The sequence below is a fragment of the Rugamonas rivuli genome (assembly GCF_009380165.1).
GTDB lineage: Bacteria > Pseudomonadota > Gammaproteobacteria > Burkholderiales > Burkholderiaceae_D > Rugamonas > Rugamonas rivuli.
Map to the genome: position 1 here is coordinate 430500 of NZ_WHUF01000005.1, position 21178 is coordinate 451677.

Sequence of the window (21178 nt, forward strand, 5' to 3'; positions counted from 1 at the left end):
TTTTATCGATTGCATATGGGTAGAGCCGGGTTAGCGTTACCCCTCATCAGGAAGCAATGTCAGAGAAATCTCGCTCTGCGACGCTGTGTAGACGCGCTCAGTAAACCCATCTGCATCGCTGACTCCTTCCCAATTGGTCCCGTCTTGCGCTGTAATGCGATAGCGTTTATTGCGAATAGGAGTCTTTCCGTCGCTGGAAACCAGTCGAAACTGTTCATCGAAAGACTCAAGAGCAGCGCCGTCTGCCACTGGAAAATCGACGGAAGGGACCATGAGGCTCTTCCCTCCAAGGAACTCATGCTTAGCCGCATGGCCAACGAAGCCACCATTGCTGCCTTGCTCAATACCGCCAGCATTGAATTTGACGTAGCTGCCGCCTCCATTTATCACAACCTCTTCCTTAGCACTGATCGAGATGCGGTTAGCAGTCTGCGTGACATTAAGCTTTGCCAGAAGATTGATACTCTCCGAGAGTGCTCTCAGATCAATGTCGCCGGCCGCCGCAACCAGTCTCAGGCCAGCTTTGTGGACGAATAAACGAATAGCTTGGCGAACACTGGCGAAAAAGCCGCCACCACTGGCTATGGATAGATCCTGTCCGCTTGTTAGCGCGACGTGCTGCTCACTAGACAAATGAGTACTTCCTCGTGTGGTAGTCTCAATTCCTGCTGGGCTCGCCAGCACTAGATGTGGCGTAGCTAGCTGAGGAAAGCCGGCGTCACCACAAGATCCTCCTTTAACACTTTCGTTCTGAGCAAAAATTGCAACTGCGACCTTTGTCTGGCCTCCGTCCTGCGCTCCGCCTTGCTGAGACAGCTTCGCAAGCGCCTCGTGTTGCCTCTGTGCGGCAACTAGCCTTTGTAACGTCTCGCCCATATCCTTGACGGGGGATGTCCCAATTCGACGCGTTTCGGTGGTGATGAGCATCCCTTTGTTGGCACGGGCAACGCCCCAGGCATTGGTTGCCAGCTCCCAGCCTTCGCCACGAGCCATGCCAGCGCCATGGGATCTCGCCTGGGTGATAAATCCCAGGTTGAGTTGTGAATCGCTATGGTCACTCGCCAGTTGCGCGCTAATCTGCCCTTCCGTGTCATCCAAACGCAGCTGGTTGGAGCGGCCGCCTTTGATCTCACGACTTTTGATACCGGAGAGGTAGCGGTTGCCTGGAAGGTCGCCGACGTTGCTAAGGGCTGGCGGCTGCGCTTGCTGGTTGTAGAGTTGGCCGACGATCACCGGTTTGTCTGGATCACCACCTAGGAAATTGACCAGCACTTCAGTGCCGATGCGCGGCAGGCCGATGGTGCCGCATTGTTGTAGGCTGCCGGGGCCGTTGCCGGCCCAGTTTGAGGCTACGCGTACCCAGGCGGAGTCGGTTTCTGTATCCGATGCACCGGCATTGGCAGCATCTTCGTGATCGACTGCGCGTGTGCCGGGGAAGCGGATCTTTACGCGGCCCATCTGGTCGCAATGGACTTCTTCACCTTTCGGGCCGACGACTATCGCGCTTTGCATCAGCGCTTGCGGCAGGTCCGTACGCGGATCGTAAGCCGGCACGATGGCCACACCACGTCGCACGGCAGTGAACTGGATGTGCATGCGCAGCGGTCCCGATGACACCTTGTCCGCCACATCTCTCTGCATCTGCAACTCCTGCGCACCCTGCATCCAGCGGCTGCGGGCGAACAGCCGTTCCACGCGTGCGGCCAATGCCTTGGGCAGGTTGTTCTGCGCGTTCACCTGCAGGGCCGTCACGACAAAGTCCCGCTCCTCGGCCGGATGCCCGTCCACCTCCGGATGCTCGGCCAGTGTGAAGTACTCCCCCGCGCACAGATCACGCACGCTGCCTTCGCCGTGGAAGCATTTCGTTTCGTAGTCGTGCCGCTGCATGCGCAGTTTGCCCAGGCGACACAGGTCCTCATTGTCATCGCCCGCATGCGGTGCCAGGATCTGATAATCGTCCAGGCTCGCTGCCAGATCGTTGCCACTCACGCCCTGGTCCACGCCGCTGCTGGCATCCGCCATCATAAAATCTCGGCCTTGCGAATTGCGATAGTCCCAGCTGTGCCTTGTCACCACTCCCGGATGCAGGCTGCGTACCGCGCTCCAGGATGTGATCGTGTCGCGCTCCTCGGTCGCTGCGTCGCGGTGATAGCGGATGGTGCCGGCGGCGTTCTGGCGTAGGCTGTCGGCGTTGTTGAACAGCACCAGCGTGTGCGTCGGATACTCCCCGCCTTCCGCGCGCACGTACCAGCCTATCCCCCTCCGCTTCAACAAGCGCCGGATGAGCGCCGCATCCGATTCGTTGTGCTGCATGGTGAATTCGCGCTTCGGATACTCGCGCTGGCTGAAAGCCTCGTCCACCTCGTGCTTGAAGCACACACCCAGGATAGAACTTTTCTGTCTCCACTCATTCAAAATGCGCTGGACAATCTCCACCTCGTCCATGTTGCGGAACACGCGGGTGTTGATGCGCTTTTCCAGTATCGACAGCGCATCGCACAGCACCAACTGATAGCTGGCCAGGCCGCCGTCACTATCGCCGGAGCTGGCCTCGGTGACGATGCCGCAGACGCTGCGCAAGTCTCCCATGTCGGTGACGAACTCCAGCGCCGCTGGCACGGCGATCAATTCCTTCAACGACAGGCTGGCGTTGGACGACACGCACAGCACGCGATACTCGATCCCGCCGCACAAAGCCTCCGTCCCGAACACCCGCTGCGGCAGCAGCATGTCGTCATTAACTCCGCCCGGCAAATCCAGCCGCAGACGCAACGGCCGGTTGCTGGTGACCAGTTCCTTGGCCAGGCCCATGAAGCTGAAAAAGTCGCTATCGCCTTCCACAATCGCTCCCTCGGCAAGTTAGCCGTACAAGTTGGCGATCATGTCACTGCCGTGGCCTCTCCTTTTTGACATTCAACAATCAAGTTTCGCTATTCGTCGTGCAAGTCGATGTCCGCCCGCTCGTTCTCGCTTTTACCCAGCCAGCGCTTGTGCAGCATGCGCTCCAGCGGGTGGCCGAGCAGGAACAGCAGCATCACCAGGATCAAGCCGATGCCGGCGACCCGCCATGCGCCCATGCCGCACACGATGCCGATGCCCGCCGTCACCCAGATCGAGGCGGCCGTGGTCAGGCCCTTGATCTTGGACGTCTCCGCGTGGAAAACAATCACCCCGGCTCCAAGGAAGCCGATACCGGTGATGACGCCCTGCACCGCGCGGCTCAAGGCGTCGCGGCCGTATTCGCTATCCAGCGGAGCAAACTGCATGCTGGCCATCGTCACCAGCGCGGCGCCGAGCGCGACCAGGCCCAGCGTCTTCATGCCGGTCGGCTTGCCGCGCAAGTTACGCTCCAGGCCGACGATGCAGCCGAACAGCAAGGCAATGGCGAGACGGGCCGTGATATCCCAATAGTCCAGCATCTGTGAAGGCCTCAGGAACGGCGCCGTTTCTTGGGCTCCAGCATGGTGCCGGTGCAGCCCGGCGCGCCGCAGTGGCAGGCGAAGGAGCGCTTGATGGCCGGCGTGTGGCGGCCTTCGTAGATCAGCGGATAGGAATAGCTGAGCTCTTCGCCGCAGCGGATATCGTGCAGCGCGTAGATGTAGATGCGGCCCTCGTCCTCGATGGCCTGGCAGTTCGGCTCGCAGGAGTGGTTGATGTAGCGCGCCTCGTTGCCGCCATCGCCGCCGTCGACGACGTTGCCGTTGGCCAGGCTGAAGAAGAAGGTGTGATTGTGCGGCATGTTCTGCGCGGCCGCGCGCTCCAGCGCCTCCGACCACGGGATCTCGCGCCCCGTGTACTCGATCACGCATTCGCTGACCGCGATGTCGCGGTTGGCGAACACGCCGCGGCCATGCACCGGCGACGTCCTGACGACGTAAGCCAGTTGGTCGGACAATACTGCGGAACTTTCCAGGACGTTTTCAGTGAGCATAAATACAGATTAGGTTAAGTGGCATCGCCGCCGGGCGGCTTGAACAGGTCTTCCAGGTCGGCGCGGCTGGTGGGCTTGCGCACCACGTCGCGCCGTCCGGTGAATTCATCCTCGATATTATCGCGGTAGTAGCTCCACGCGGCGCCCGATGTGGACAGCTTGCGCCACACCTCGTTGCCCACGCCGGAGTAATCGATGGCGCTGCCGTCGTCGAACTCCACCCGCAGCATGCGGTCGCGCGCATCGTACCCGATGGCGCGCAGCTTGCCGGCATTGATGCGCTTCATTTCCATACAGCCTCCTCAGGCTTTGCGAGCTCCATGCACCATTTGACGGGCCTGCTTGCGCAGCAGGGCCTGGTCCCAGCGCTCCTTCTGTTCGGTGGTTTCCGGCACCAGCGCCGGCACCTCGACCGGCTTGCGGCTCTCGTCCACCGCCACCATCGTAAAGTAGCAGCTATTGGCGTGCCGCACCAGACGCTGCTGGATATTTTCCGTCACCACGCGGATGCCCACCTCCATCGACGTGCGGCCGGTGTAGTTGATCGAGGCCAGGAACGTCACCAGTTCTCCCACGTGGATAGGCTGCAGGAACATCACCTGGTCCACCGACAGCGTCACCACATAACTGCCCGAATAACGGCTGGCGCAAGCGTAGGCCACGCTGTCCAGGTACTTCAAGATGGTGCCGCCGTGGACGTTGCCCGAGAAATTGGCCATGTCCGGCGTCATCAGCACGGTCATGCTCAGTTCATGGGCGGTCCAGCTCATCGGTTTTTCCATTGCATACTCCCTAGTTGTTTTCTACATGCTATCCGCTCATGTCGTCATTCGCAAATAGTTATCAAAAACAACTAACTTTATCGTATGCTTTGCGCTTCACGCAAAAAGGAGCACTCATGAAATGGAAAGTCCTGGCCGCCAGCGTCATGCTCGGCATGGCCGCCACCGCCCAAGCCGTCACGGCTGACGAGGTCCACACCTTCACGCTGGCCAACGGCATGAAGTTCATCGTGCTGGAGTCGCACACCATCCCCAACGCCAATATGTACACGTTCTGGAAGGTCGGCTCGCGCAATGAGGCGCCCGGCATCACCGGCCTGTCGCACTTCTTCGAACACATGATGTTCAACGGCTCGAAAAACTTCGGCCCGAAAATGTTCGACCGCACCATGGAAGCCAAGGGTGGCTCCAACAACGCCTACACCAGCAACGACCTGACCGTGTACCAGGACTGGTTCCCGGCCTCGTCGCTGGAAACCATCTTCACGCTGGAAAGCGACCGCATCGCCCACCTGTCGATCGACCCGAAAATGGTCGCCAGCGAGCGCGGCGTGGTGCTGTCCGAACGCAGCACCGGCCTGGAGAACTCCAACATCCGCGCGCTGCACGAGGAAATCAACGGCGTCGCCTTCCAGGCCCATCCGTATTCCTGGCCGGTGATCGGCCACGAGTCCGACATCAAGGCCTGGACACAGGACGACCTGCAGCGCTATTTCACCACCTACTACGCGCCGAACAATGCGGTGTCGGTGATCGTCGGCGATGTCAAGACCGACGAGGTGAAAAAGCTGGCCACCAAATACTTCGGCAGCATTCCGAAGCGCGCGCTGCCGCCGGCCGTGCGCACCGTCGAGCCTGAACAGAAGGGTGAACGCCGCCTGTTCGTCGCCAAGGAATCGGCCACCTCGGCCAACCTGGTGATCGCCTACAAGGTTCCGGCCGCCAACAGCGCCGACTACTACGCGCTGGAAGTGCTGCAAAGCATACTGGGCGACGGCAAGACTTCGCGCCTGTACAAGGCCCTGGTCGAGCAGCAGCTGGCCACCCAGGTCAGCGCCAGCAGCATGGACGGCTTCGATCCGGGCCTGCTGTACCTGTCGGCCGTGGCCACCGCCAAGACCGCGCCGGCCCAGCTGGAACAAGCGCTGCTGGCCGAAGTCGACCGCCTGATCAAGGAAGGCGTATCGGCCGACGAGCTGCAAAAGGTCAAGAACCAGAAGCTGCTGAACCTGTACCGCGAACAGGAAACCATCAACGGCAAGGCACAGCAGCTGGGCAATTACGAGGTGTTCTTCGGCGACTACAAGAAAATGTTCGACGCCCCGGCCGCCTACGAAAAACTGACGCCGGCCGATATCCAGGCCGTCGCCGCCAAATACCTGAAAAAATCGCAGCGCACCGTCGGCGTGCTGGCTGCGAAGGAGGATTGATTACATGAGCACCAAAGTAACTGTGATGGCCGCCGCCGTGCTGGCGACCATGGCCGCCGCGCCGCTGGCCGGCGCCGCCGATTTCCGCCTGCCGGCCTTCGACACCGTCACCCTGCCCAACGGCCTGACCGTCTACCTGATGGAGCGCCACGAAGTGCCGCTGATCTCGGTGCGCGCCGTGGTCAAGGCCGGCGCCGTCAACGACGCCAAGCAGCCCGGCCTGTCCAACCTGACCGGCGACGCCCTGCTGCTGGGCAGCAAAGCCCACAACAAGACCGCCATCGACCAGGCCTTCGACTTCCGCGGCGCGCGTCTGGCCGGCGGCGCCGGTACCGAAGCCAGCACCGTGCAAGCCAACTTCGCCCGCGCCGACAGCGCTACCCTGCTGCCGCTGTTCGCCGAGATCATCCAGCAGCCGAGCTTCGACGAAGCCGAGCTGGTCAAGCTGCGCGACCGCAAGGTCAACGGCCTGAAGCAGGCCAAGGAAGCGCCGCGCAATGTGGTCGGCAACTACTACAAGGCCATGCTGTTCGGCACGTCGCCGTATGCGATCCCGGCCAGCGGCACGGTCAGCAGCGTCAGCGCGCTCAAGCAGAGCGACGTGCAGGGTTACTACCAGCACTACTACCGTCCGGACAATGCGGCCATCATCGTGGTCGGCGACTTCCAGGCGGCCGAGATGCGCAAGCAGATCGAATCGCTGTTCGGTGCGTGGAAAGCCAGCGGTCCGGCGCTGCCGCAGCAGGACAACGGCAAGGTGCAGGCCGACAAGGCGCGCGTGTGGCTGGTCAACAAGCCTGATGCGATCGAAACCACCTTCCTGATCGGCGGCGTGGGTATCGCGCGTAATGATCCGGACTACGTGCCGCTGCAAGTGCTCAACACCATCGTCGGCGGCCGCTTCACGTCGTGGCTGAATGATGAGTTGCGCGTCAACTCGGGCCTGACCTACGGCGCCCGCAGCGAGTTCGCAACGCTGTCGCAGACCGGCACCTTCGCCATCTCCAGCTTCACCGCGCTGCCGAAGACTGAGGCTGCGCTGGCGCTGGCGCACAAGACCTACCAGCGTCTGTGGGACAAGGGCATCGACAAGGCGACGCTGGAATCGGCCAAGGCCTACGTCAAGGGCCAGTTCCCGCCGCGCTACGAGACCAGCGAGCAGTTGGCTGGTTTGCTGGGCGATATGTACGCGTCCAAAGTGGGCCGCGAACAGATCGACAACTTCATGAAGGATGTGGATAGCCTGACGCCGGAACGCGCCAAGGCGCTGGTGGACAAACACTTCCCGCGCACCAAGCTGCAAACCGTGCTGGTGGGGAAAGCTGATGCTATTCGGGATATCGCTAAGACTTATGGCGAAGTGACCGAGTTGCAAATCAGCGCAGATGGTTTCCAGCCGCAATAATCCGTTGGACGCCGTGGTCGACTCACGAAAGACCCGGCAGTTTATGCAGCGTTGAAATCAAAGGGTTGGCCTTGTGCCAGCCCTCAATAGCTCCGACGAATTTTTTTGCACGCACAATTTATGAAGGGTCTTATGCAGCACATCTTATTTCTCATGATGTTTATGTCGTTCTTCACTGCTTGTCAAACACCGCCTATTTCGAAAGATGCAATTACCTTCACCAAGGAACCAGGCTAGCCTCAGGATGATTTTATATGGCTGTTGCTTGATGTCTGGTAATTGATGGGCGAGCGACGAACGTCGGAACTTTCACCAGTTAAGGGCGGGGGCCGCCTGGGATTTGATAGGGTATATTGGGTGGACGGTATTGCGTGAACATTGACTTTGAGCAGGCCTGCACCGCGAAGCAATGGTAGCGATCGCTGATCGATGCGTGAAGCTCGATGTCACTCCTACCGAGGTAGCTTCGTTGTGACTTCCTGAAGAACCGAAATGGCGTCTCGACCCAAGGGCGGTGAGCCGCGGCAAAGGCGTCAGGGCGAATGTTTGCCGGCCGGCTCCCAAATTTCAGAACCTTATACTGTTCCAACTGTTGCTGCATCCAGATGAGTGCACCGTCCGACAATCCGCTTTCTGACTCCTTGTAACCACCACCAACGTCCGAATGCGCGCCAGGGAAAAGACATTGTGTAATCCTTTTCTGCCCCTTGGCCCACAAGCTTGGGGTGAAGTCGACCCGCTGTTCGTCGAGAGCGAGCGCCTGAATTCCTCGTCCTATCATTTGGGGCAAGACTTCGTCAGTAAGCTTAGCGAGATCCGTTCGCAGAAATTGTCCGTCTGGTGATCGGTCCAACTTCCGATTGAAACCAAGCGATCCAACAGTGTCCCAAACAGCCACAGTGTCGACTGGGACAGGCCCAGTTAACACCGGCACAGGACCACGAAAGAATGGCGGCAAACGTCTCAGCTCTCTCTTGAGCTCCTTCCAAAAACCCATTGCCTCAATTTCCTTTTGCGCGTCAGCTTTCGATCTACCTCTTTGCCACTCAGTCCAGGAGGCAGCGGCCTTCTTATACGCGGCCTCTCGCGTCATGGGGAATTTTTCGTCGCGTTCGAGCAAGCCATTTGCGATGATCCATTCTGCAAGAGCCCGCACGGTGTATGCGCCCCTGCTAAAACCGATCAACACGATTTTATCTCCGGGACAATAGTGACGTGATATGAAGGTATAGCCACGAATCAGACGGGCAATGAGGCCGGAGCCCCCCATGGAACAGATGCTGCTGGAGATAAAATTCTGGTGATTACCTACGCCATGCAGGTATTTTGCAACTTGAGCTTGCGCCCCTTTTGTGTCAAGAAGAATGCGCTCGCTCTCCACGTTTTGATGTTGAGTATTTGTGATTTCGGCACCATCAAGCCACCTATACATCTTCAAGACATTTGATGCGAAAACATCTGTACTGGGCCATGTCTTCTTGCGATCGAATCCGTTTTGCGTTCCATCTGCAAAAAAAACAATCACTTTGTGTGGTGGAACCTGCACAGGAAGGGGCGGTGCCGAAGGGAGTTCTCTGGCACGTAGCCATCTGACGTATCCGCGTTTGTCGAGTTCCTTCATATACTCTTGAAATAGAGTCTTCGCTAAGCTGGGTCTCTGGCTGTAAATACCAAAACGGGCAGCCCGCTCCTGCCATTCCAAATCGAGCATGCACTTTTCGTTTTTATCGAGTTCTCTATAAACCTTGTACCTTAACTTGGCCAAAGCCCACACTTCTAGTTGGCCAAAGGTATCCATGCCTCCGGCGAGTGGCGGTAACTCCAACGGCCAAACAAAATACGGATGGTCTGACATGTAGTCTGCTTCGAGTACGTTCATAGTCACAGTATTCGTTCAAGATCGCTGCTGAGTAGCAGTTGAAACGCCAAATTATCACTGTTCACCCAAGTTTTGAGTGCCACTAGGCCGAGTCCAGTGGACGTCAGGCGCCGGCTGGATCCAACTGGCGCACCAAGTGTTCGACGTCGTTCTGCACACCGGGGACGGCGTCCAGTACCAGGGTCAGTTGATCCCAGGCTGCATCGCCGGTTCCGGCCTTCAGCGCCAGCTCAGCTAGTTGCGATAATCCTGCCAGGCGGTCGGCGCCCACCGTGCCAGCCAAGCCTTTGAGCGTATGCAGTAGTGGCAGGGCCGCACCGGCGTTGCCACCGGCATGGGCAGCTTGCAGTTGCCCCGACAGTTGGCCCGCCTCCCCCACAAAACTTCTCAAGGCCATCAGGTAGACCGAGTGCAGGCCGCCCAGGCGCTTCAGCGCGGCCGCGCTGTTGATGCCTGCTTCCGGCAGCGGCACAGCACCGGCCGCAGCGGCACTGGCGTTGATGGCGGCAGTCGCCGCGGTTGCAGCAGCACCGGCGCCACCTGCCGCCACCGGCGCTGCGCTGTGTCGCCGCGCATGCTTCAGTATCACCGCAATCAACTGCGCCAGATCGAAAGGCTTGCCGATGTGATCGACCATGCCCGCATCCAGCGCGGCGATGCGGTCGGCGGGCATGGCGTTGGCCGTCATCGCCACGATGGGCGGCACCTTCGCGCCCAGCTTGCGCCGGATCGCCGATGTGGCTTCGTAGCCATCCATCTCCGGCATCTGGATATCCATCAAAATCAAATCCGGCAGCGGCCCGGGGCGTGACACGGCGGCAATCGCCATCGCTCCCGAACTGGCAACCTCGACCTCCGCGCCATCATTGCTCAACAGCTCGCTGGCGACCTGCTGGTTGGCCGGATTGTCATCCACCAGCAGCAAGTGCAAGCCCTCCAGCCGACGCATCGACGGCAGCGCGACGGCGGCCAGCGGCGCACGCTGCTCCATGCGCGCATCGGCCACCGCGTCGAACAGCATCGATGCCGTCACCGGCTTGACGACAAAGCCATCCAGCACCGGCTCCATTTCCAGATGTCGCTGCGCCAGCAGTTCGCGGTCGTGCGCCGTCACCATCACGATCAGCGGCAGCTTGCCTGGCGGCGCCAGCCGACGGATATGGCAGCTGGTTTCCCAACCGTCCAGCGCCGGCATGCGCCAGTCGATGAAGACCACGTCGTAAGTCTCGTTGCGCGCCACCCGTTCGCCGACGGCCGCCAGCGCTTCATGGCCGCCCTCCGCCACGTCGACCTTCCAGCCGAACGACAGCGCCATCTCGCGCAGCACCATGCGCGCGGTCGGGTTGTCGTCCACCACCAGGCAACTCAGGCCGCTCAATGAAGTCTGATCGGTTGGCGGCACGGACTGCGCTTCCGGCTGCGCCTCCGCCACACCCAGGTCGACGATGAATTCAAACACGCTGCCCTTCGCCAGTTCGCTGGTGACGCTCAGCGTGCCGCCCATCAGCCGCACCAGGCGCTGGCTGATCGCCAGGCCCAGGCCGGTGCCGCCGTAGCGGCGCGCGGTCGATGCCTCGGCCTGCGAGAAACCGTCGAAGATGCGCAAGCACTGTTCTTCCGAGATGCCGATGCCGGAGTCGCGGATGGCAAAGGCGACCGACAACGCACTGCCGCTGCGCTCCATCAGCCGCGCCGACAGCACCACCTCGCCCCGCTCGGTGAATTTGATGGCGTTGCCCGCCAGGTTGAGCAGGATCTGCTGCAAGCGCAGCGCGTCGCCCACCACCAGCGCCGGCAGTTGCGGGTCGATGTGGAACAGCACCTCGATATTCTTGGCGCCGACATTGGCCGACAAAATCACCGCCAGGTCGCGCCACAGCTTGTCGAGCCGGAACGGATGCGGATCGAGCGCCAGCTTGCCCGCCTCCACCTTGGAGAAATCGAGAATGTCGTTGAGCAGGCCCAGCAAGGCGCTGGCGGCCGCATGGGCCTTGGCCGCGTAATCCTGCTGGCGCTCGCTCATCTCGGTCTGCTGCAGCAGTTGCAGCATGCCCAGCACCGCGTTCATCGGCGAACGGATTTCATGGCTCATGTTGGCGACGAACTCAGACTTGGCGCGGCCCGCCAGATCGGCCGCCTCCTTCGCCAGCAGCAGCGCCTCGTGCGCCTCGCGCGCCTCGGTGTGGTCGGTGCTGCTGCCCACCCAGCCCAGCACCCTGCCCTCGGCATCCTTCTGCGGCAGCGCGTGGTTGTCGAAGATGCGCCATACGCCGTCGTAGCGCAGCAGCCGGCAATCGCAGCGGAAGGCGCCGCCGGTGGCTTGCGCGCGCTGCCACTCGGCCAGCAGCGCCGGCCGGTCCTCCGCATGCAGCACCGGCGACCAGTCGCCGGCCGCGATCAGCCGCTCCGCCGGCACGCCGCTGAAGCGCTCCCAATGGTGGCTCATGAAATCGAGCCGCAGTTCGGGCGTGACGGTCCATACCATTTGCGGCAAGCCCTCGGTCAGCGAGCGCCAGCGCGATTCCGACGCCGTCAGCTGCGCCATCGACGCCTGCAGCGCGCGGTCGGTCTCCAGCAGCTGCACCACCGACTGGTACTGCTTGCGCATCGCGTACCACACGCCGGCCAGCAGCGCCACGGCAAACGCCAGCAGCAGGCCGAGGAAGATCAGGGCGTTGCGCACCTCCCTGTACCACGGCGCCAGGAAATCGTCGCTGGCCAGCCCGACCACCACATAGATCGGATAGCTGCCGATGCGCTCCAGGCTCAGCGTGCGTTCGAGGTTGTCGCGCGCGCTGTACACGGTGAAGGTGTCGCCCTTCTGGTGCTCTTCCAGGATGGTCTGGGTCTGCGGCGACACCTTGATGGTGGTGCCGATCGCCATGTCTTCGACAAAGGGATAGCGGTGCAGCACGCGGCGGCGGTCGTCCAGCAGCACGATGGAGCCGTGGGGGCCGATGTTCAGCGACGAAAACAGCGTGGTCAGGCGCGAGCTGTTCATCAGCGCGTAGGCGGTGCCGCCGAAGCTGCCGTCCGGCATGGCCAGCGGATAGACCAGCGGCAGCACCCACTCGCCGCTGATGCGCGACTTGACCGGCAGGCCGACGATCAGGTCGTGCTCGACCTGGGCGCGCGGGAAGAACTCGCGCACGGTCAGGTCTTGCGGATGGGCAGTGTCGATCTGTTCGCCATAGATCACGCGGCCGGCGGCGTCCGAGCCGCGCACCGCCTGGGCGTTGGGGATGCGCTCGCGCAGCGTGCGCAGGTAGGCGCTGAACTTCTCGTCGTCGAAACGGCCGGCCTCGTGCATGGTGCGGAACTCAATACCGGCGCGGCGCATGGCCAGGTCGACTTCTTCGAAATGCGAGTGCAGGAAGTTTTCCAGCGAGACCGCCAGGTTGTGCGCCGTTTCGGCGGCGTTGGCGTAGTAGCGCTCCTGGCTGACCTGCAGCACGTGGGCCACGAACAGCGACACCAACAGCAGCACCGCAGCGACCGCTGCGACGAGAATGCCGAACAGTTTCCGGAACTTCTGCAGGGTGCGCAATCTCATGGCGGCTGGGCGGTCTCTTCTTGTTTTGTTTTATAGCTCTACGATAACGCAAAAAAAACGCTCCGGCGGAGCGTTTTTCTGTTTTACAAGCCCTGGCTGGCAATATCCGCCAAGGACTCCTTGCCTTTGTCGCTGATGGCGAACCCGCCTTCGGCGCGCGGCACGATGTGCGACTTCTTGCCCAGGAACAGGGCGACGTCGGCATCGATCGGGCTGGCCGGATCGGCTTCGATGGCGCGCAAGCCCAGCACGCAGCGGCGCAGGAACAACAGCTCCTCGCCCTTGTCGGTGAGGGAAATGCGGCCGTTCTTGGCGATGCTGAACAGCTTCAGGCCGGCCAGGCGCTTGGTGTTGCGGCCGACGCAGGCGCTGACGCGTTCGCCCTTGATGCCGCGCTTCACTTCATCGAGTGCGTTGTATTCGTCTTGCGTTAATTTCTCGTTCTTCATTGCCATTTTTTCCATAAGAGACTGCTGCGGCCCTCATGGTACGCGCCCGGCGGAGCGACGGCAAGAAAATGCGCCTCTCCCACGCCTCCGGCACGCGACCGGAGGCGGCATGGCCGCTTCAAAACGAGAATAAAGTGTGATTCACAACGCTCGAATCGCCAGCCAGATCAGGCCGATGGTGGCAAACGCCGCTACACAAATCAGGGCTTGGACACGCTTCGCACTAAAGGCGACGCTACGACGGCCGAGGTAGATTTTGTTGTGTAAGGAATTGCCCATGATGCTCTCCGTGAGAGGAAAAACGATGACCTGACTAAATTATAGAAACTCTTTCATTACGCCGGTGTGACGGACAACACAAAGTTTAAAATATGTATCCATCGAGCAACAACAATCACACTTTGTCACTGTTGGAAACTCAGGTCTTGATCGGCGGCTGCTTGGGCTGAGGCTCTTCGATCGGCGCCTGGTCGGGCAGCGGCATATTGTCCGGCGGCGGATCTTTTTCCGGCTCGGGCGGCGGCATGTCGGGCTCGGGGGTGATGTGGGCGTGGATATTCATGGGGCTGTCCTCCTGAAGTGGGCGGTTCAAGAAGCAGATTAGGGGAAACGGCGGATAAACAAGGAAGCGATGCGCGGCCAGCGTGCGTCACCGCACGCTGGCCGTCGCATGGTTTATGGGACGTAGATCAGGTTTGACCTGCTTTGCCGGCGGCTAACGGCGGCTTCCGCCCCATAACGGACACTTGATCAATGTTTTTGAGGTACATGTGTCTATGTGGGATCTTAGGAAAATCGATCTGGATATAGAATTGGGGATAACGTTGTCAACGTAGGCAAGTACACGGAATTTCTCCTAGCTTCCTGTCATGAGGGCGACTGGAAGGAAACGCCGTATAGCCTGGACGCCTTAAATTTCGGCGCGTTTCATCGTAAAACACACTAAGTATTCCTGTTAGTAAAAATTGCAGCCCTAGATGAGATTCTCCGTTTTGGTGCTTAAAGCCGATATACTCAGCTTTTGAAATTTTCTTATCCGGGCGCCTTTTAAATATGCTCCACTCATCCAGTGCACCTATAAACCCAATTAACTTATCAAAGGAAATTTCTTTCTTTCCAGAATAAGCAAGATTCACCTGATTGAATATCCAGTCTAAAGTATCAGTTTTAGTTTTTTCAATATTCGACTTGGCTGAAATGAGAGCGAGATAGGGCCCGCGAACTTTATCCGATCGATCATTTGATTTAAGAGTCTCGCAGAGGGTGGCGGCCTCAAATAAGGCATCGCATTCTCTTTTAACATCACCATCATTTAAATGTTTTTTTACGGAAATTATCGCAACCACACCTTCAGGAGGGACGATAACGCTATTACCAAACCGCTGAAATACGGGATAATTGTTTGTATCAAAGACGATAATATCAAGCTGAGTAGAGTGGCAATCCACTTCACCGCTCCGTTCCTTTCCGGTTTCACCAGTCTTTACCGCAGGACGCAGAACAAATCCGGTAAGAACCTCCAGCCCGCTTGGAAGGAAGCGACTAAGATATTCTCTGATAAGGTCTTCGACGAACCGGCCATCCTCCCCACGATGCTGTGCGCCATCCCCTTTCGGCGCAGGAATTAGCGTTTCAAATTGTTGATACGTTCTCACGAGTGCATCTACCTCACTCGACCAATAGTCTTGAATTCTCTTTCCATCCATTTTTAACACCTTGTGCCTAACAAACTGGCTAACTCAAATTCTGCGCCAACGCGCGCAGCCGGGCGAAACAATCCTTAGACAGGGTAGATACCAATTCCATCCCGAATGAAATTATAAAAAAACTAAATTTTGTTATCAAGAGCCTTCGATCTTTCATCATCAATGCAATCTTGCGAACAGTAAGGCCCTAAAGCTGGGTGTAAAAATGCCTCTTCACAAAATTTGCACTGTGATACATCTCCTTTATTATCACAATTTAAACACAATGCATTAATCCGTTCATTAAGATGCAAGTTAAGATTGTCGTAAATCATACTACGCTCTTCGCAAATTGGACAATCGATTAAATTAGTATCAATACTTTCATACCCACATGAAAAGCATTTGTGCTCAAAACCAGCTGCAAACGCTCTTTGGCGACATATAATGCAGCGTAATGCAGGCGATGCGTAATCGTTAGCCAGATCCCGCACATAGTTTTGATAAGGTTGGAACTTAACTAATTTTCTCAGAGTGTCTTTGGAGAGTAGCTTCGCTATGTTTTCTGCGTGATCGTATTTGCTGCCATAAATAAAATAAGCAACCACTTGCATAAGTACGAAAATAGATTCAAATTTCAGGTCGTATAAATCGCCTTCCAAAAAATGAAAATGGAGGTGCACAATCTTGTTTCGGGATCTCTGGAATGACTCAATCATGCCATCGAACGACGCCCAGACTCCTTTGTGTTTTTCACTAAATAGTTTTTTGTTGTCCTCAAATTTTTTGGTGCGCAATGAATTGTTCAGCCATTTTTGGCGAATCTGCTCGTTAGTTAACTTGTCACCATTATCGATAACTGACCGAATCCCATCCTTGTCATGTTCGACGAGGTAGGCGACCATCGCCAACTCTAGAGCCATTTGAGTTAAGACGGTTACCACAGTACCTGTCTCGTGATCAAATGCCTGATCAGTGTCATCGTCATGCCCAGCAATCTCGTTGGCAGCGCGACGAAGGAAAATAATACTGTTAGCTCGAATAGATTTTGCTACATCTTTTTCAAAAGACTTCCAACTGTCCATCCTGCCCCTCCCTGTGCTTATATGGTGCTGTTTGCTACCTACCACTCTACTATTGACCACCCGGCCCTATAAGTAAGGATACCATCTTGCCGAAATGAAAATCTCACAAATTTCCACCCTCTCCATGCCGTAGTTGCTGGTCAGGCGCATAGTAAAATTCCATGCAAGAGGGCTATGATGAACATTCAAGACGAGCGGCAGCAATAGGACGTTAGCTGGTTCACTAAAGCACAGCCGGTATAAAAATCTTCACATCGGAGTGCGGAGGCAAGTCGCTAACGATGCGTTGCGCTCCTGGCCACCTTCCGTCACCGAAGTGTAAGCAAGCCACCTACCAGCAATTGAAGCGCTGCCACCGTCAGCGGCCACGGCCGAGGCGGGCCAATACATCGTCCAACGCCACCAATTCTTCTGTGCCCACTATCGAGGTCGGTACCCCGCCTATGCTGCGCAGGCGCTTGGGGTCGATGAGCAGCTTGCCATCCCGCTCTGTCGCAAACGACCAGGAAACGGAGCCGCCCTCCTGGCTGACGACGATCGCCTGTTCGGTCACAGGAAAACTCGGCCCCCATTCGCCGATGCGGGACTTGAATTGCCGTGTCTCACCGCCCGTTTCGCCGCGATAGACGTGATCGGGCTTGACCTCCATGGTCTGACACCCTCCGCCGTTATAGACGCAGATGGTGCGCAAGCCGTTCGCCTGAACCGGCGCCACGACAGGACAAGGCGGCGGACAATTCTCAGTCCCCGACGGCTGCAGGATGACCCGCTGCACGTGGCCGACCAGCAGCACATCCTGGGCCGACGCCAGCGAGCACAGTCCCAACAGGGCCGCCATCACGAGTTTGACGATCGACATGCGCTACCCTTTCGGCTTATTTGATACGGTAGATCACGTCCACGGTCTGCGACCATTGCAGCGACTGGATCGTCAGGAAATCCTTCTCGCCCGCCTTGGCGTTGCTGCCGCGACGGTTGTTGTGCATATCGGTCGGCAGCAGGCCGACGGCGTTGGTCAGGTTGCGCAGCTGGCCGTTGGTGATGGCGGTGACGGCCCCCACTTTCTTGCCCAGGCCGGTCGCCAGGTTCTCGGCGCGGCGCTGCGCATCCTTGATCGCGGTGGCCGTCAGCTCGGCCTCGACCTTGATGCGGTCGCTCTTGCCGAAGCTGGTGCTCATGTGGTCGATATTCGGCTTGCCCAGCAGGCCCAGCATGACTGCGCGCCACTTGGTCAGGTCGCGCACCACGATGTGTACCGCGCTGCGGATCTCGTAGTCGGGCGCGGCGTTCGGATCGGGATTGGCCGGCTTGCGCATTTCCTTGCGCATGTCGGCGAAAGAAACCTCGGCCTCGGTGTCCTTGCCAGGGTCGCCGCCCTGCTCGGCCAGCAGCGCCTGGATTTCCGCCACCCTCGCCTGCACCACGGCCACGGCAGCGTTGGTGTCGGCGTCGTAGGCGGCGATGTCGAAATCGATCTCGCCCATGTCGGGCATCAGCCGCAGAAAGCCTTCGCCGGCGACGTGGATGAAGGGATATTCAGGCAGGTCGGACGCGTGGACGGCAAACGGCAGCAAGGCCAGGGCAAAAGCGAGCTTCTTCAACATCGGACATCCTCAAATGGGCGAAAGACTGGAGTATCCAACACTTTTTACTATTTAACAACTTGCAAAAAGCAGCTCCATACCCATTTGCCACTCCAACAATAATCACTGGGGGATAAACATGCTGGCTCCAATGCGTCCGAGGTCGGTGCACGACAATCGGCCTGTCGCCGTTCAGGTGGTCAAGCAGGAAAAATCGGGCGCCGTCGACAAGCATGTGCTGATCGTCGAGACGCCCAAGCTCACGCCCGAGCCGCCGAAAACGAAATAAACTATTTACCCTTATTGATCTCGCCGATCAGCACGAAGGCTTCGTGGTGGATGGCCTGTTCGGCAGCCTTGAACTCCTGGTTGGCCTTGACGAAGGCCGGCTGCTTCAACTCCGCCTTTTCCTTGGCGGTCGGGACCGGGTCGGCAGGATACAGGCGCGGCGGGCCGTTGTAGGTCTGGGTCAGCACTTTCTGGCCGTAGCTGGACTGGTAGTAGCGGGTCATCTCGACCGCCGTGGCGGTGCTGAGCAGACGCGCAACCGGCAGCGCCAGCCGGGTGTAGACGGTTTCATTGGGCAGCTTGTCGAGCTTGGCCATCATCAGATCGCGCTGGGCCGGGCTGGGGTATTTGCTCATGCCGGCGGTGGTGCGCACCATTTTCTCGGCCTGCATCGCCACCAGCAGATCGTGCGCGGCCTTGACCTGGGCGGTGTCGGGCACGGCGGTCGGGGCTGCATGGGTCCACAGTGCGGTCATCATCAAGCCGGCTGCGGCCAGCGTTTTCATCAGTCTCATTTCTGCTCCTTGTATGTGGGTATTGGATGGTGCTGAAGCGCATCATATTGCTAAAGTCGCAAACCTGCCCACATGATTGATGCGTAAAATGTCGGCTCACACAGCAACGAGGGCCAGACCATGCAGCACACACCACTGAACGACGACGAATACGATGCGCTCGATGCGCTGCAGGACGTGTCCTGGCTGGAAGGCTTCCTGACGGCCGTCGTCATCGGCCCGGGCGCGCCGGCGCCGGAAGGCTGGCTGCCTGCGGCGCTGAAGAACCCGGCCGCCGAGCCGCTGGCGCTGCGCCACTACCACTATATGCAGACCTGGATGAGCAAGGATCCGGGCAGCTTCGAGCCGATCTACGAGTGCGGCGGCAGCTGGGGCGCGGAGCAGTGGTGCGACGGCTTCATGGCCGGCATGCAGGCCCATGCGGCCGCCTGGGCGCCGTTGCAGGCCAGCCATCCGGAATGGCTGGCGCCGTTCCAGCATCAAGGGGAAGATTGGGAGGCCGCCGTCACGCCGTCGGTCATTCAGATCAACGCCTACTGGCATCCGCCGAAAGGCCCGAAAGTCGGCCGCAACGATCCCTGCCCTTGCGGCAGCGGCAAGAAGTACAAGAAGTGCTGCGCCGACGCCTAGCCTATCGTATCGGTCTGCTGGGAAGCGACCAGCGTGGCGCCGCAGGAGGTCTTCATACCCTCCACGGCGGTGCTGACGCCCATGATGGTGTGCGTGACCGCGCCTTCGACGATGGTGTGCGTGCCGCGGCATTTCGGGCACGACACCTTGTGCCCGACGCCGGCGGCCGGCTTGCCCATGACGATCACGTCCTGATGGCCTTCCAGCACCGTGCCGTTGTGTGAGGTCTTGTCCCCCAGCCTGATGATCGCCTTGCCGCCCATATCGCCTCGCATGAATTCAGTGGCGCAATCATAGCATTGCCTTTTTCGCCACGTCGCACGCTACGGAAAACATGGACGAAAAAAAAGCCTCCTCCCGGAAGCTTTTTTTTCTACTGCTATTCGTGGCGGAGAGGGTGGGATTCGAACCCACGGTAGGGTCGCCCCTACGCTTGATTTCGAGTCAAGTACATTCGACCACTCTGCCACCTCTCCTGGTGGTACATTTTCTTACAGCAGCGTTTTGTGGCGGAGAGGGTGGGATTCGAACCCACGGTAGGGTCGCCCCTACGCTTGATTTCGAGTCAAGTACATTCGACCACTCTGCCACCTCTCCGTTTTCCCACCTGCTGCTGCGAGAAGGCAAGATTATAGCAGGCCTCCGCGAAAAGGGAAGGAGTATTTACGCCTTCAGGTGAGTTAATCCACCCATGTACGGACGCAGCACCGGAGGGATCTCCACCGAGCCGTCCGCCTGCTGGTAATTTTCCAGCACGGCGACCAGCGTGCGACCCACCGCCAGGCCCGAGCCGTTCAGCGTGTGCAGCAGTTCCGGCTTGCCCTGGGCATTGCGGAAGCGCGCCTGCATGCGGCGGGCCTGGAAGGCTTCGCAGTTCGACAGCGACGAGATTTCACGATAGGTGTTCTGCGCCGGCAGCCAGACTTCCAGGTCGTAGGTCTTGGTGGCGCCGAAGCCCATGTCGCCGGTGCACAGCGACATCACGCGGTACGGCAGGCCCAGGCGCTGCAAGATGGTTTCCGCATGGCCGACCATTTCGTCCAGCACGGCGTACGAGGTGTCCGGATGCACGACCTGCACCATCTCGACCTTGTCGAACTGGTGCTGGCGGATCATGCCGCGGGTGTCGCGGCCGTAGCTGCCCGCTTCCGAGCGGAAGCATGGGGTGTGCGCGGTCATCTTCAACGGCAGCGCGTCGGCCGCCACGATCTCGTCGCGCACGATGTTGGTCAGCGTGACTTCCGAAGTCGGGATCAGGTAGAAGTTCTCGCCCTCGCCTTCCGCGCCGCCTTTTTTCACCGAGAACAGGTCGGCTTCAAACTTCGGCAGCTGGCCGGTGCCGCGCAGCGAATCGGCGTTGACCATGTAGGGGGTGTAGCACTCGGTGTAGCCGTGCTCGTCGGTGTGGGTGTTCAGCATGAACTGCGCCAGTGCGCGGTGCAGACGGGCGATGCCGCCTTTCATGACCGAGAAGCGCGAGCCGGTCAGCTTGGTCGCCACATCGAAATCCAGGCCCAGCGGGGAGCCGACATCGACGTGATCCTTGACTTCGAAGTCGAAGCTGCGCGGGGTGCCGACTTTGCGCACTTCCACGTTGCCGCTTTCGTCCGTGCCCACCGGGACCGATTCGTGCGGCAGATTCGGGATCGCCTGTACGAAATCGCCCAGCTTGGCTTGCAAGGCGGCCAGTGCCGTTTCGTTGGCCTTGAGCTCGTCGCCCAGACCGGCCACTTCCGCCATCAGGGCGGTGGTGTCTTCGCCCTTGCCCTTCATCATGCCGATCAGCTTGGACTGCGAGTTACGCTTGCCCTGCAGCTCTTCGGTGCGCATCTGGATCGCTTTGCGTTCCACTTCGAGGGCGTTGAACGCCTCCACGTCGAGCTGGAACTTGCGGGTCGCCAGGCGCGCTGCGACGTTGGCTATGTCTTTACGGAGAAGTTGGATATCAATCATGGGAACAAGT

The 21178-nt window shown here is 59.2% G+C and carries 21 protein-coding genes and 2 tRNA genes; 4 read left to right on the forward strand and 19 right to left on the reverse strand.

The window, feature by feature from the left end:
* Window positions 1-36: 36 nt before the first annotated feature.
* The 5 genes from GEV01_RS20660 to GEV01_RS20680 all read right to left on the reverse strand — a co-directional run bounded on the left by GEV01_RS20660 (window position 37) and on the right by GEV01_RS20680 (window position 4713).
* Window positions 37-2841, reverse strand: coding sequence for a type VI secretion system Vgr family protein (locus GEV01_RS20660; RefSeq protein WP_328595574.1), 2805 nt, complete (start codon window positions 2839-2841; stop codon window positions 37-39).
* An 89-nt stretch (window positions 2842-2930) separates the two neighbouring features.
* A complete protein-coding gene (locus GEV01_RS20665) occupies window positions 2931-3419 on the reverse strand; it encodes an MgtC/SapB family protein (RefSeq protein WP_152807418.1) in 489 nt (162 codons plus the stop codon).
* Window positions 3420-3430: 11 nt separating this feature from the next.
* The gene (locus tag GEV01_RS20670) at window positions 3431-3931 is read right to left on the reverse strand and encodes an SET domain-containing protein (RefSeq protein ID WP_008447086.1); all 501 of its coding nucleotides are present in this window, start codon (window positions 3929-3931) and stop codon (window positions 3431-3433) included.
* A gap of 14 nt (window positions 3932-3945) precedes the next feature.
* A complete protein-coding gene (locus tag GEV01_RS20675) occupies window positions 3946-4224 on the reverse strand; it encodes a KTSC domain-containing protein (protein ID WP_008447084.1) in 279 nt (92 codons plus the stop codon).
* Between the two features lie 9 nt (window positions 4225-4233).
* Window positions 4234-4713, reverse strand: coding sequence for an acyl-CoA thioesterase (locus tag GEV01_RS20680; RefSeq protein ID WP_373994897.1), 480 nt, complete (start codon window positions 4711-4713; stop codon window positions 4234-4236).
* 116 nt (window positions 4714-4829) lie between these two features.
* Between GEV01_RS20680 and GEV01_RS20685 the strand changes: the two genes are divergently transcribed.
* Window positions 4830-6143 (forward strand): M16 family metallopeptidase, encoded by a 1314-nt coding sequence (locus GEV01_RS20685; RefSeq protein ID WP_152807419.1) that lies wholly within the window; start codon window positions 4830-4832, stop codon window positions 6141-6143.
* A 4-nt stretch (window positions 6144-6147) separates the two neighbouring features.
* Entirely contained in the window at window positions 6148-7548 is a 1401-nt protein-coding gene (locus tag GEV01_RS20690) for a M16 family metallopeptidase (RefSeq protein ID WP_070269578.1), read from the forward strand.
* Between the two features lie 316 nt (window positions 7549-7864).
* On the opposite strand, the gene GEV01_RS20695 is transcribed toward GEV01_RS20690, so the two are convergent.
* From GEV01_RS20695 to GEV01_RS20725, 9 genes are all read right to left on the reverse strand, one after another.
* Window positions 7865-9427, reverse strand: coding sequence for a T6SS phospholipase effector Tle1-like catalytic domain-containing protein (locus tag GEV01_RS20695; protein WP_152807420.1), 1563 nt, complete (start codon window positions 9425-9427; stop codon window positions 7865-7867).
* A gap of 103 nt (window positions 9428-9530) precedes the next feature.
* The gene (locus tag GEV01_RS20700) at window positions 9531-12980 is read right to left on the reverse strand and encodes a response regulator (RefSeq protein WP_152807421.1); all 3450 of its coding nucleotides are present in this window, start codon (window positions 12978-12980) and stop codon (window positions 9531-9533) included.
* Window positions 12981-13063: 83 nt separating this feature from the next.
* A complete protein-coding gene (locus tag GEV01_RS20705; RefSeq protein WP_008447075.1) occupies window positions 13064-13429 on the reverse strand; it encodes a hypothetical protein in 366 nt (121 codons plus the stop codon).
* A 141-nt stretch (window positions 13430-13570) separates the two neighbouring features.
* Complete coding sequence (locus tag GEV01_RS30815; protein WP_008447073.1) at window positions 13571-13708, reverse strand: hypothetical protein; 138 nt, start codon at window positions 13706-13708, stop codon at window positions 13571-13573.
* 139 nt (window positions 13709-13847) lie between these two features.
* On the reverse strand, window positions 13848-13991 hold the full coding sequence (locus GEV01_RS30820) for a hypothetical protein (RefSeq protein WP_175023162.1): 144 nt from the start codon (window positions 13989-13991) through the stop codon (window positions 13848-13850).
* Window positions 13992-14256: 265 nt separating this feature from the next.
* Window positions 14257-15135 carry a DUF6602 domain-containing protein gene (locus GEV01_RS20710; protein ID WP_152807422.1) on the reverse strand — a complete coding sequence of 293 codons (879 nt, stop codon included), beginning with the start codon at window positions 15133-15135 and terminating at the stop codon, window positions 14257-14259.
* A 122-nt stretch (window positions 15136-15257) separates the two neighbouring features.
* The gene (locus GEV01_RS20715; protein WP_152807423.1) at window positions 15258-16199 is read right to left on the reverse strand and encodes a hypothetical protein; all 942 of its coding nucleotides are present in this window, start codon (window positions 16197-16199) and stop codon (window positions 15258-15260) included.
* A 358-nt stretch (window positions 16200-16557) separates the two neighbouring features.
* The gene (locus GEV01_RS20720; RefSeq protein WP_152807424.1) at window positions 16558-17058 is read right to left on the reverse strand and encodes a hypothetical protein; all 501 of its coding nucleotides are present in this window, start codon (window positions 17056-17058) and stop codon (window positions 16558-16560) included.
* Window positions 17059-17074: 16 nt separating this feature from the next.
* On the reverse strand, window positions 17075-17803 hold the full coding sequence (locus GEV01_RS20725; protein ID WP_152807425.1) for an SIMPL domain-containing protein: 729 nt from the start codon (window positions 17801-17803) through the stop codon (window positions 17075-17077).
* A gap of 118 nt (window positions 17804-17921) precedes the next feature.
* Here GEV01_RS20725 and GEV01_RS30825 point away from each other — a divergent pair, with 118 nt between their 5' ends.
* Entirely contained in the window at window positions 17922-18071 is a 150-nt protein-coding gene (locus tag GEV01_RS30825; protein WP_008447065.1) for a hypothetical protein, read from the forward strand.
* Between the two features lies 1 nt (window position 18072).
* Here the strand turns inward: GEV01_RS30825 and GEV01_RS20730 are convergent, their stop codons facing one another.
* The gene (locus GEV01_RS20730) at window positions 18073-18585 is read right to left on the reverse strand and encodes a hypothetical protein (protein WP_152807426.1); all 513 of its coding nucleotides are present in this window, start codon (window positions 18583-18585) and stop codon (window positions 18073-18075) included.
* A gap of 120 nt (window positions 18586-18705) precedes the next feature.
* On the opposite strand from GEV01_RS20730, the gene GEV01_RS20735 reads away from it, so the two are divergent.
* Window positions 18706-19215 carry a UPF0149 family protein gene (locus GEV01_RS20735; protein WP_152807427.1) on the forward strand — a complete coding sequence of 170 codons (510 nt, stop codon included), beginning with the start codon at window positions 18706-18708 and terminating at the stop codon, window positions 19213-19215.
* Here GEV01_RS20735 and GEV01_RS20740 read toward each other — a convergent pair.
* The 4 genes from GEV01_RS20740 to serS form a co-directional block, all read right to left on the reverse strand.
* A complete protein-coding gene (locus tag GEV01_RS20740; protein ID WP_235914460.1) occupies window positions 19212-19490 on the reverse strand; it encodes a PAAR domain-containing protein in 279 nt (92 codons plus the stop codon). The genes GEV01_RS20735 and GEV01_RS20740 overlap by 4 nt on opposite strands.
* Window positions 19491-19601: 111 nt before the next feature.
* Window positions 19602-19691, reverse strand: a tRNA-Ser gene (locus GEV01_RS20745).
* Window positions 19692-19722: 31 nt separating this feature from the next.
* Window positions 19723-19812, reverse strand: a tRNA-Ser gene (locus GEV01_RS20750).
* 66 nt (window positions 19813-19878) lie between these two features.
* Window positions 19879-21168: a serine--tRNA ligase gene (gene serS, locus GEV01_RS20755; protein ID WP_152807428.1), complete on the reverse strand. Its 1290-nt coding sequence runs from the start codon at window positions 21166-21168 to the stop codon at window positions 19879-19881.
* Window positions 21169-21178: the final 10 nt, after the last annotated feature.